This is a genomic window from Ochrobactrum sp. Q0168 (assembly GCF_016427605.1).
Lineage (GTDB): Bacteria > Pseudomonadota > Alphaproteobacteria > Rhizobiales > Rhizobiaceae > Brucella.
In genome coordinates this window covers 38,688-49,977 of the sequence record NZ_JAELXQ010000024.1, presented here as the reverse complement: position 1 = coordinate 49,977, position 11,290 = coordinate 38,688, and the positions used below count along the sequence as shown (strand labels likewise).

Below are 11,290 nucleotides of genomic sequence, written 5' to 3'. Positions count from 1 at the left end.
TCTCCGTGACCTTGCCTGCTTCCTTCAAACGGATCGCCTCTTCAACCGCAATCTCGTCGAACGGGTTCATCGACATCTTCACATTCGAAAGCTCAACGCCAGATCCGTCGCCCTTCACACGGATCTTAACATTGTAATCGACGACACGTTTTACTGCGACAACTGCCTTCATGGGCTAACCTTTCCTTGCGGCGAACCGCATCATCGTAACGATATATCGGAGCCGGTTCGCACTAACTATTGGACGGACGATCAGAGGCGCGCGCGCTTGGCTTCCGGATCGTAGGGCGAATCCTCGATCACGCGGGCCTTACGCATCTCACCCAGAACCGGGATTTCCAGTTCGGTGCCCGGCACGCCAAGCTCGACCGGCAGCAGCGCTAGGGCAATATCGTGCCCGAACGTGTAGGAATAGCTGCCCGAAGTGACGCGACCCACCAGCTTGCCATTATGGCAGATACCCTCGCAGGTCAGCGTGCTGGCGCCATCGGTTTCAACCGCAAGCGTGACGGAGCGGCGCTTGATGCCGCGTTCCTTTTCCTCAACCAGCGCCTGCCTGCCGATGAAATCGCCCTTGTCGAGACGGATGAAGCGTTCGAGGCCGCTTTCCCAGGCGCTAAGCTCGGTGTTCATGTCGCGGTACATGGCGCGATAGGACTTGTCGAGACGCAGCGATTCCAGCGCATGCAGGCCGATAAGGCGCAGACCGTGCTCCTTGCCAGACGCAAGTAAGGCTTCCAGCAGATGCCGCTGATAGGCCAGCGGATGATAAAGCTCCCAGCCCAGTTCGCCTTCATAATTGACACGCAGCAGGCGCACATCGCTGGCAAGGCCGACCGTTCCAGACTTGATGCCGAACCACGGGAATGCTTCGTTGGACAGATCGATTTCGGTAAGCGACTGCAACATGTTACGCGCCTTCGGTCCGACGATTGTGAAGCAACCCCGATCATTGGTCACATTGCGCAGGGTGACGCTGCCGTCCTTCGGCAGCAGCTTTGACAGATCGTCAAAGTTCCAGCGTTCGGCGCGCGGAGTGGAGATCATGTAGAACGTGCCGTCATCGAGATGCGACACCACATATTCCGCCTGCACGCTGCCCTTCTTGGTCAGATGATGCGCAAGGTTGACGCGACCAATTTTCGGCAGGCGATTGGCGAGAATGCCATCGAGCCACGCTTCCGCGCCGGTACCGCTGACCTCGAATTTGGTCATTGGCGTCATTTCGACGAGGCCGACCGCATTGCGGACCGCCTCAACTTCCTCGCCGACATATTTGCCCTTTTCCGTCCAGCGCCAGCTATACTGATCCTTCGCCTCGACGCCCTTAGGCGCGAACCAGTTGGGCATTTCCCAACCGTTGAGGCAGCCCCAGACAGCGCCCAGTTCCGTCAGGCGGTCATAGGACGGCGCGGTTTTCTGCGGGCGAGCGGCGGGCATATCCTGTCCCGGATAATGCTGCTCGGCATGGGTGCCCCAGGATTCGCGCACCTTTTCGCGGGTCCAGTTCTTGTTGGCGTAATCGCCGAAACGACGCGGATCGAGTTCGGACGTGTCGATGCTGTTGCCGCCCTCCACGATGCGTTCCGAAAGATAATAGCCGATAGCGCCGCCCCACAGGATGCCGCCCGGAACGCCTTCGGCCAGCCAGACATTGTCCAGCCCCCAGGCCGGACCGACCAGCGGCAGTTCATCCGCCGTCATCTGGAACGGCCCGCGCACATTGGCCTTGATGCCAACGCGACCGAGTGCGGGAACCATCTCAATGGCCTGTTCCCAATTCCACGAAACAGAATCGAAATCCTCTTCCAGAAGATCGGCGCCGAACCATTCCGGCACGCCGTTTTCAGCAAAGAGCTTCAGATGTTCCGTCTTCTCATAAGGGCCGAACATCAGCCCGTCGCCTTCCTCACGCAGATAGCCCTCAAAGCCCTCGTCGCGCAGGATTGGCATTTCAGGCAGGCCCTGACGCTTGCGCTCGATCACTTCCGGCACAGCATCGGTGATCCAGTACTGATGGATGATCGGGATCGCCGGAATGTCGAGGCCAAGCATCGCCCCGGTCTGGCGGGCATAATTACCCGTGGCCGAGATGATATGCTCGCAGATGATGTCGCCCTGATTGGTCTTCACCTTCCACTCACCGCTCAGCAGACGCTCGAAACCGTTGACCTGCGTGTTGAGATGGATCTTCGCGCCTCTGTCGCGTGCGCCCTTGGCCAGCGCCATGGTGACATCGGCAGGCGCGATATGACCATCATCCGGATGGTAAAGTGCGCCGAGCATGTCATGATTGTTTTCAAGCAGCGGCCACAATTCGCGGGCGCGTGCCGGCGAAACAAGCTCGGCACGCAGACCCTGCACTTCCGCAACGCTCATATAGCTCTTATATTCGTCCAGCCGGTCGCGTGTGTTGGCAATGCGCAACTGGCCGCATTTGTGCCAGCCGACATGCTGGCCGGTCTCGGCTTCCAGACCTTCATAAATCTCGATGGATTTGTTGATCATGCGGCCGATATTGATGCTGCGCGCATAGGACGGGATCAGGCCTGCTGCGTGCCATGTGGAACCGGCGGTGAGCTGCGTGCGTTCCAGAAGAACGACATCCGACCAGCCTCGCTTGGCCAGACCGTAAAGAATGGAGGCGCCGACGCAACCTCCCCCGATGACAACCGCGCGCGCATGAGTCTGCATTCTAAGTTCCCTTCCAATATATGATTTGGAGATTGCCGAAGCGTCGCTCCCGGCGACGATACGGACTCCTTTGTGCGTTACATTACAGAGGGTCCTGCGCCCTGTGAGCTTGATAAAAAATCCGCGAAGATATAACTTCATATTATGCATAGACTCCGCTCGCTCATCCCCTCGGCCAATTACCTCTTCGTGTTCGAGGCGGCGGCCCGACGGCTGAGCTTTACGGCGGCAGCGGAAGAGCTCAATGTCAGCCAGCCAGCCGTGAGCAAGACGATCAAGCTTCTGGAAGAAGCTACCGGATTGAAGCTTTTCCGGCGCGAGCGCAGCCGTCTGGAACTGACGGCGGAAGGCCAGCGGCTTTATCGCGAAACGCAGGAAGCATTCGACCATCTGCACATGGTCATCTCGTCCATGCGCAAGAAACACTCGCGCGATATCATCCGCGTGTCATTCTCGGCGTCCTTCGTGCAACTATGGCTTCTGCCACGTCTGAAAGGGTTCAAGGAAAAGCATCCGGATGTGGCGCTGCGCATCGAAGAAAGCAGCCGCGACGATCAGGATTTGCTTGAAGAAGATATCGACGTTTCGGCGCGTCTGGGGAGAGGCAAATGGCCGGGCATCCTCGCCTGGCCCTTCGTGACGGAGGAAGTCTGGCCGGTTTGCAGCCCCGCATATCTGAAGGAGCGCGGACAGATCGAGGAAGCCAGCGATCTGCTGAACCACACGCTGCTGCATTTCGAGGAGCGCCACCGCTCGCGGCTTGGCTGGCGCGAATGGCTGGAACGTTCCGGCGTACCAAACCCGCGCATTGAACAGGATTTTGTCTTTACCGACGCGCTCAGTTCCATCGAGGCTGCGGTGCAGGGACAAGGCGTAGCACTTGGCTGGAAACACCTCGTCCATGATCATATCGTGGCCGGACGCCTTTTGCCCGCCACGCATATTTTTCATCGGTCCGGCGATACGATCCATCTGGTCATGCCCGCTCAACGTCCGCCAAAGCGGGGGGCTGAACTGTTCCGCGACTGGCTTCTCGAACAGGGCGCAGACGCGGAACTGGATATATAGGCCCTCGGCCTATTGCGCGAAAACCACCGTCTTGTGCCCATTGAGCATGACGCGGTTTTCGAGATGCATCTTTACCGCCCGCGCAAGAACCCGGCTTTCGATATCGCGCCCGGTGGCGACGAAATCTTCCGCGCTCATGGAATGCGTGACGCGCTCGGTTTCCTGCTCGATGATCGGGCCTTCATCGAGATCCCGCGTCACATAATGCGCCGTTGCACCGATCAGCTTCACGCCGCGCTCGAACGCCTGATGATAGGGTTTTGCACCCTTGAAGGATGGCAGAAACGAATGGTGGATGTTGATAATCTTGCCGAACAGGCGGTTGGACAGATTATCCGATAGCACCTGCATATAGCGTGCGAGGACCACCAGATCGGCCTGCGTCTCACGCACCAGATCGATCAGGCGGGCTTCCTGCTCGGCCTTGTTGTCCTTGTTCACGCCCCATGAATGATAGGGAATGCCCGCACTTTCTGCCGTTTCGCGGCTATCTTCATGATTGGAAACGATGGCAACGACCTCGGCATTCAGCCAGCCGACGCGTATCTGATAGAGAAGATGCAGCATGGCGTGATCGAATTTGGACACCATGAGAACGATCTTCGGCTTGCGGGTGGCATCGGCCACTACGAATTTCATGCCGAAACGCTCGCCTGCCGGTTTTAGTGCGTGCTCTATCGCCTCACGCGACATGCCAAGCGGCGCGCTGAAAGCAATGCGCATGAAAAAGCGGTTGGTCAGCCTGTCGCGAAACTGATTGCTTTCCACGATATTACCGCCGATGGCCGCCAGTTCCGTGGTGATAGCCGCCACGATGCCGGGCTTGTCATCGCAATCGAGCGTGAGGACAAAAAGGGCTGGTTCGACGGCAGCGACAGAGCGCACCTTCGCGGGCATGTCGTTCATGGTGGTTCCTTAAGACTGATCAGTCGTTCTTGGGAGGTTTTCCGAAAGCGTATTCACCGACCTTCGGGACGAAATGCGGGTGCTGATAACCGGCAGGCTTGTCACCGACCGAAACGCCGGTGTTGAGAATGCCCGCCTGATAATCCGGCGCGAAAAGCGAATAGGGATAAGTGGGTTGAAGGGCGCTTGCACCCTCCAGTCTGGCACGCAATTCATCCGGAATTGTCAATGCGAGCGCACCCAGATTGTCGTCGAGCTGCGCAAGCTTGCTTGCGCCGATAATGGCTGCCGCAATGCCCGGCTGTGTCACCACCCAGTTGAGGGCGACCTGCGCCATCGGCTTGTCCATGGCATCTGCAACCTCGGCCAGCGCCGTGACGATGCGGGTGTTGCGTTCGGTGAAAAGCCCCAGCCCTTCGGCATTGTCGCGGTTCAGGCGACCCTCGCCGCCCGCGCGATATTTACCCGACAGAAGCCCCATGGCCAGCGGGCTCCATGCGGTGATGCCAAGGCCGAGATTTTGACCGAGCGGCACGAATTCCTGCTCGATGCTGCGCTCGACCAGCGAATAGGGCAGTTGAAGGCCGATCGGCTGCGAAAGCGCATGCGCTTCCGCCCAGGTTTGCGCCCGCGCCGCATACCAAGCGGGCACGTCGGAAAGGCCGCAATAGCGGATTTTACCCGCACGGATCAAATCATCGAAGCCGCGCATTACCTCCTCCACGGGGGTCATCCCGTCCCAGGTATGCACCATATAGAGATCGATATAATCGGTCTTCAGTCGCTTCAGCGACTGGTTGACCGCCCGCATCATGTTCTTGCGGCCATTGCCGCCGGCATTGGGATTGCCCGGCTGCAGATTGTTCGAATATTTGGTCGCAATGACCACGCGATCCCGTGCGCCAGCTTCCTCGACGAACTTGCCGACCAAAGTTTCGCTGAGACCCGCCCCATAGGAATCCGCCGTGTCGATGAAATTACCGCCCGCTTCCAGATAGCGGTCGAAAATGGCCCGCGCATTGCCCTCGTCGGTGCCCCACGACCCGCCGATCCCCCTGATTCCGGCATTGCCGAAAGTCATCGTACCAAGCGCCAGACGGCTGACACGAAGACCGGAACGACCGAGAAGGAAATAGTGATCGAGCGCCATGGCGGCACCTCCGCAATATGCCATTATGCAGGTGGTTGCGGATGCGGCTGTCAGCCGCCGCATCCGCTCATGATGATGGAATTACTCGATGAGCTTCGGCGCACCGGTGTCACCGGCGCTTTCATCGAGACCGTAGGACTTCAGGATTTTGGCAATCGTGCCGTCCTTGTGCATTTCCTCGATATTGGCATCGAGTGCCGCACCGAAATCTGTCGCGCTCTTGGCATAAGGCAGGCTTGCCTGCGCCGCTTCCTTGGTGGCGCGGATGCGCGGATCAGGCTGTGCAACCTCGACCTTGATATCCTTGAGCGTGCCATTCTTGGCCGCATAAGCGCCGGTCGAATAACCGTCGATGCCGATGTCGATGCGCCCGGATGCAAGATCCTGATGCATGTTCACGGAGTTCGGATAAAGGCGCAGTTTTGCACCCAGAAGTTTCTTGGCATCGGTGACCCAGAGATAGCCCTGAACGGTACCGACATTCTTGCCGACCAGTTCCTCGACAGTCTTGGCGCCATCCTTGGAATAAAGACCCATCTGGTCCTTATAGAGCGGATAGGAAAGGTTCATCACCTTGGCGCGTTCGGCGGTGCGATACCAGTCGCCAGTGGTGATATCGGCCTGACCCGACAGCACATACTGGATGGCCGCGGCTGGATCGACGGCGACCGGCTTGACGGTCAGGCATTCGCGTTTGGCGAATTCGGTTGCGATATCGCCATCAAGACCCTTCAGCTTGCCGCTCTCATCCATGAAGGAATGCGGTGCATAGGTGGTGACGGCAATCGTCAGTGTGCCCGGCGTGATGGTTTTGAACTCATGCTTCGGCTTGCAATCCTCTGCGAACGCTGCCGAAGACAGGCCCATAAGCAATGCGGCGCCGAGAACACCTTTGCGTATCATCCCATTTTTCATCTGCTACTCCCCTTTATTGTTGTGGGCATTTATTGTTGCGTTGGGTTTTATCGGGTGGCGTAAGCGGATGAGCGCTTCTCCACATAGGAAACGATCCATGCTGCCGGAACGCAGATCGTGGCATAGAGCAAGCCGGCCAGCAGCAAGGCAGGCATATAGCGGAACGTGTTGGACCCGATTTCGTAGGCGTTGCTGACGAGTTCCGGCAGGGCAATCGTGAAGCAGAGCGACGTGCCCTGAAAAATCAGGATCGCGAAGCCCAGGAGCGCGGGAAGCGCCACGCGCAGAGCCTGTGGCAGCAGGACAAAGCGCAGTTCGTCAAGCGCATTGAAGCCCATCGCCTCTGCCGCCTCGCGCTGGCCGTGATGGATCGATTGCAAGCTCGCGCGAATGATCTCGCTCGTGTAAGCGCCCGTATTCCAGGCCAGCGCCACCACGGCAGCAGAAAATGAAGTCATCGTCAGACCCGTCGCAGGCAGGCCGAAATATATGAACTGCAACAGCACCAGCGCCGGAGCGCCGCGCCCGATCTCGACCAGAAACAGGCTCAGATAGCGATTGAAGCGCGATTTTGCACCGACGCCCAGCGCCAGCAGAAGCCCAAGCGGAATGCCGATGGCGAGGCTCAGCGCCGCCACCTGCAAGCTGATTTGCAACCCGCCGAGCAGCGCAGGCATCCATTCGTAGAATTCTTCAGAGGTTGGAAACATCAGCGTGCCACCTTTGCTCTCAGATAGCTGTCGGCAGAGCGCGACAGCCACGCGACAGGGAGGCTCAGGAAGATGTAGAACAGGCCGACCAGCGCGAAAACCTCGATGCCCTTGAAGGTGAGCTGCGACACCTGATTGCCCCGGAAGGCGAGATCCGCGACACCGATGGTCGAGGCAACGGCGGTTTCCTTCATCAGCCCGATCAGATAGCTCGCCGCCGATGGCAGCGCGACACGAAAGGCCTGCGGCGCGACCACATCAACCAGCGTGTGGCGGGTGCCGAAATTCAACGCCGTCGCCGCTTCCCACTGGCCATGGTGAAGAGAGGCCAGCGCGCCGCGATAGATTTCAGCCATATTGGCCGATGCGATCAGCCCAAGACCGATCAGCGCCGCCACAAACGGATTGATCGGCATGATGCCCATGCCAATGCCGAAGAAGATGATGAACAGCCAGAGGATCGGCGGCAGGGCGCGCACGATCTGGATCAGCCCAGCCGCGATCCACCGTACTGGTGCGAGGCGCGCCTGACGCGCGGCAAGAAGCGGGACGCCGAGAATGCAGCCAATTGCGAAGGAACCCAAGGTCAGCGCTATGGTCCATGGCAGGCCGCTCAGGATGAGGAGAACATTGTCCGCTGTCATCGGTCATGCACCGCACGAAGAAACCGCTTCGTGCGTTCCTCTTGCGGATTGCGCATGACATCCTTCGATGCGCCCTTCTCGGTGATGCGCCCATCAGCCATGATCATGACCGTATCAGAGACATTTTCCGCGAAGCCCATTTCATGGGTCACCACGAGCATGGTCATGCCGCTTTCGGCAAGCTCGCGCATGACGGCAAGTACCTCAAGCCCCAGTTCAGGATCGAGCGCCGAGGTCGGCTCGTCGAACAGCATCACCTGCGGATTGAGCGCCAGCGAGCGCGCAATGGCGATGCGCTGTTGCTGACCGCCAGAACAACGGCCGGGATATTGCGTCGCCTTGTCAGCAAGACCGACGCGTTCGAGAAGCTGGATCGCCCGCTCCTCGGCTTCCGCGCGGCTGCGGCCCAGCACGCGCTCCTGCGGCAGGCTGACATTGCGCAGAACGCTCATATGCGGGAACAGATTGAATGACTGGAACACCATGCCAATCGTATTGCGCAACTCTTTCAGCTGCGCAGCACGCGGCGCCTGAGTGGCGTCGAGCTTCACCTTGCCGACCGTCAGGAGACCACCATCCGGCCTTTCCAGATAATTGATGCAACGCAGAAGCGTGCTCTTGCCCGAGCCGCTGGGACCGATGATTGCCAGCACTTCGCCTTGCGCAACTTCCAGATCGATATTCTCAAGGACGAGATGCGCCCCGAAATGTTTGCTCAACCCCTCAAGGCGTATGAGTTTCGATGCGGAGGCAGGCGCATTTTCCACGCCAGCAGACCCTGACACCAAAGTCGGTCGCATTGCGTTCAATAACCGCACTCCCCTTTTTTATCGTTCATCGCGACAGTCCCATCTTTACGCGGATGCAGGCCGGAAATGCCTGCAAGACACGCTGGATCTATGCTCGTTCTGGCGGAACCTTGATTATTTATTATGCCGCCGACGTTCCCTTTATCTTCATCACGATAGTGACCGCTGGAAAGAATACAAAGGCAAAAAATGTCTACGACTTCATAACTCTTAGTTATGAGGTCATGCCTCTGACTACAGATCCTTGCCCAGCCGCAACCCGTCATAAATGGCCGCATGGGTGTTACGGGCCGTAACGGCATCGCCAATCCGGTAAAGCTCGAAAGCGCCTTGCGCATTTCTGACAACGGCCTGCCTGCGCCCTTCGATCAGGGCGTCGTAATCCACCGCGCCGAGGTTGCGGGACAGGGGTTTCAGCTCGAAATACAGCGTATCCATGGGACGTGTACCGTCATTGATGACGATCTGGTCAAATTCGCGCTCGCTGACAGGCGCGCCATAATCGCTGCCGATCCGCGCAACGAGCCTGTTGCCGTCGCGGTGAATGCCTTCCAGCCGATAGCCGACGGTGAAAGTGACATCCTTCTTTTGCAGGCTTCGCATATAGGGCACGAGGTTCATGCCCATAACTTCCGGTGCGAATGTGCGGTCGGCAGTCATGATCTCGACCTTGCCGCCCGCATTGGCGATGAATTCCGCGGCCTGAAGCCCGGCATGATCTCCCGCCTCGTCAAAGACCAGCGCATTGGTACCGGGACGCACATCACCGGAAATGATGTCCCAGGCGGAAACGGCAAGCTCGTTGCCCGCGCCAAGCAGGTTCATTTCCGGCATGCCGCCGGTCGCTATGATCGCCACATCCGGCGCTTCCGCCGTTACCGTGTCGGCCTCGGCCCAGGCATTGAAGCGAAAATCGACGCCGAGCTTTTCGCACTGCGCCATGCGCCAGTCGATGACGCCCATCATCTCGCGACGGCGCGGGCTTTGCGCTGTCAGCCGCACCTGACCGCCCGGCTGGCTCGCCGCCTCGAAGACCACGACCTTATGGCCGCGCTCGGCGCTGACGCGCGCGACTTCCAGCCCGGCGGGACCCGCACCGACAACCACGATGCGGCGGCTTTGTTCAGCCTTGTTGACCACATGCGGCATCGAGGTCTCGCGACCCGTGGCGGGATTATGGATGCAATAGGCTGCACCGCCCTGATAAATCCGGTCGAGGCAGTAATTCGCGCCGACGCAGGGGCGGATTTCCTCTTCCCGCTTTTCAAGGATTTTGCGCACGATATGCGGATCGGTCATATGGGCACGCGTCATGCCGACCATGTCGAGCTTGCCGGATGCAATGGCATGGCGCGCTGTTGCCACATCCTGAATCTTGGAGGCATGAAACGTCGCTATTCCGGTGCTGGACCGGATTTCGCCCGCGAAATCCAGATGCGGCGCACTCGGCATGCCCTGAATGGGAATGACGTCGGTGAGACCGGCATCGGTTTCAATATGGCCGCGAATGACATTGAGAAAATCGACCAGACCGCTGTCCTTCAGCCTGCGGGAAATCTCCAGACCATCCGCCCGTGTCAGGCCGCCTTCAAGCGTCTCATCGGCCACATAACGAATGCCGACCAGAAAATTCGGGCCGACCCGCTCGCGAATGGCGCTCAAAACCTGAAACGAAAACCGCAGCCGATTGTCGAGCGAACCGCCGTAATCGCCATCGAGCTCATTGGTCAGCGGCGACCAGAACTGGTCGAGCAGGTGGCCATAGGCTTCCAGTTCCAGACCGTCGAGACCGGCAGCTTTCATCCGCTCCGCCGCATCGGCATAATCGCGGATGATGCGCTCAATGTCCCAGTCTTCGGCCCGCTTGGGGTAAGCGCGATGGGCCGGTTCGTGCTTTGCAGTCGACGACACGGAGGGCAGCCAGTCGCCCTTGTCCCAGCGGGTGCGGCGACCGAGATGGGTAAGCTGGATCATCACCGCCGCGCCGTGCTCATGGCACTCATCCGCCAGCATCCGCAACCAGGGCACCACCTCGTCCTTGTATGCCAGCACATTGTTGAAAGCAGGCGGACTGTCCTTTGACACCGAGGCTGAGCCTGCCGTCATCGTCAGTGCGATACCGGCCTTGGCCCGTTCGACGTGATAAGCGCGGTAACGCTCCTTCGGCATGCCGTCATCTGCATAGGCTGGCTCATGTGAGGTGAGCATGATGCGGTTACGAAGCGTCAGATGCTTGATGGTAAGCAGCTGCAACAGCGGATCGGCTGACATTCGATCGTTCCCATTTGTGGTTTTCAGCAAGGCTAGCTGGAAATGTACATAACCGTCAATTTAATAATCATAAGTGTCATATTGCCGTACAAAGCTGTTTGGTCTTCTTGCCAAACGTCGATT

9 protein-coding genes and 1 pseudogene are annotated in these 11,290 nt (G+C 58.8%); 1 reads left to right on the top strand and 9 read right to left on the bottom strand.

From position 1 onward, the window contains the following. Window positions 1-172, bottom strand: a pseudogene (locus tag JAU75_RS22655) (electron transfer flavoprotein subunit beta/FixA family protein); the annotation flags it as partial. 80 nt (window positions 173-252) lie between these two features. Next, window positions 253-2,694 (bottom strand): FAD-dependent oxidoreductase, encoded by a 2,442-nt coding sequence (locus JAU75_RS22650; protein WP_199058751.1) that lies wholly within the window; start codon window positions 2,692-2,694, stop codon window positions 253-255. Between the two features lie 144 nt (window positions 2,695-2,838). On the opposite strand from JAU75_RS22650, the gene JAU75_RS22645 reads away from it, so the two are divergent. Further along, a complete protein-coding gene (locus tag JAU75_RS22645) occupies window positions 2,839-3,762 on the top strand; it encodes a LysR substrate-binding domain-containing protein (RefSeq protein WP_199058750.1) in 924 nt (307 codons plus the stop codon). Window positions 3,763-3,771: 9 nt separating this feature from the next. Here JAU75_RS22645 and purU read toward each other — a convergent pair whose 3' ends face one another. The 7 genes from purU to JAU75_RS22610 all read right to left on the bottom strand — a co-directional run bounded on the left by purU (window position 3,772) and on the right by JAU75_RS22610 (window position 11,167). Then, window positions 3,772-4,668, bottom strand: a complete 897-nt coding sequence (gene purU, locus JAU75_RS22640; RefSeq protein WP_199058749.1) for a formyltetrahydrofolate deformylase — start codon at window positions 4,666-4,668, stop codon at window positions 3,772-3,774. A gap of 19 nt (window positions 4,669-4,687) precedes the next feature. Beyond that, complete coding sequence (locus JAU75_RS22635; RefSeq protein WP_199058748.1) at window positions 4,688-5,818, bottom strand: aldo/keto reductase; 1,131 nt, start codon at window positions 5,816-5,818, stop codon at window positions 4,688-4,690. An 81-nt stretch (window positions 5,819-5,899) separates the two neighbouring features. Beyond that, on the bottom strand, window positions 5,900-6,733 hold the full coding sequence (locus tag JAU75_RS22630; RefSeq protein ID WP_078338139.1) for a transporter substrate-binding domain-containing protein: 834 nt from the start codon (window positions 6,731-6,733) through the stop codon (window positions 5,900-5,902). 47 nt (window positions 6,734-6,780) lie between these two features. Continuing rightward, a complete protein-coding gene (locus tag JAU75_RS22625) occupies window positions 6,781-7,443 on the bottom strand; it encodes an amino acid ABC transporter permease (protein ID WP_199058747.1) in 663 nt (220 codons plus the stop codon). Then, entirely contained in the window at window positions 7,443-8,087 is a 645-nt protein-coding gene (locus JAU75_RS22620; RefSeq protein ID WP_199058746.1) for an amino acid ABC transporter permease, read from the bottom strand. Before JAU75_RS22620 ends, JAU75_RS22625 begins: the two co-directional genes overlap by 1 nt. After that, complete coding sequence (locus JAU75_RS22615; protein ID WP_371836234.1) at window positions 8,084-8,896, bottom strand: amino acid ABC transporter ATP-binding protein; 813 nt, start codon at window positions 8,894-8,896, stop codon at window positions 8,084-8,086. Before JAU75_RS22615 ends, JAU75_RS22620 begins: the two co-directional genes overlap by 4 nt. 234 nt (window positions 8,897-9,130) lie before the next feature. Beyond that, on the bottom strand, window positions 9,131-11,167 hold the full coding sequence (locus tag JAU75_RS22610) for an NADH:flavin oxidoreductase (protein WP_199058745.1): 2,037 nt from the start codon (window positions 11,165-11,167) through the stop codon (window positions 9,131-9,133). Window positions 11,168-11,290 lie beyond the last annotated feature (123 nt).

Excerpts from the sequence above, each read along its gene's own strand:
- JAU75_RS22650 (WP_199058751.1), bottom strand. The coding sequence starts at position 2,694 with ATGCAGACTCATGCGCGCGCGGTTGTCATCGGGGGAGGTTGCGTCGGC.
- JAU75_RS22645 (WP_199058750.1), top strand. The coding sequence starts at position 2,839 with ATGCATAGACTCCGCTCGCTCATCCCCTCGGCCAATTACCTCTTCGTG.
- JAU75_RS22625 (WP_199058747.1), bottom strand. The coding sequence starts at position 7,443 with ATGTTTCCAACCTCTGAAGAATTCTACGAATGGATGCCTGCGCTGCTC.
- purU (WP_199058749.1), bottom strand. The coding sequence starts at position 4,668 with ATGAACGACATGCCCGCGAAGGTGCGCTCTGTCGCTGCCGTCGAACCA.
- JAU75_RS22630 (WP_078338139.1), bottom strand. The coding sequence starts at position 6,733 with ATGAAAAATGGGATGATACGCAAAGGTGTTCTCGGCGCCGCATTGCTT.
- JAU75_RS22620 (WP_199058746.1), bottom strand. The coding sequence starts at position 8,087 with ATGACAGCGGACAATGTTCTCCTCATCCTGAGCGGCCTGCCATGGACC.
- JAU75_RS22635 (WP_199058748.1), bottom strand. The coding sequence starts at position 5,818 with ATGGCGCTCGATCACTATTTCCTTCTCGGTCGTTCCGGTCTTCGTGTC.
- JAU75_RS22610 (WP_199058745.1), bottom strand. The coding sequence starts at position 11,167 with ATGTCAGCCGATCCGCTGTTGCAGCTGCTTACCATCAAGCATCTGACG.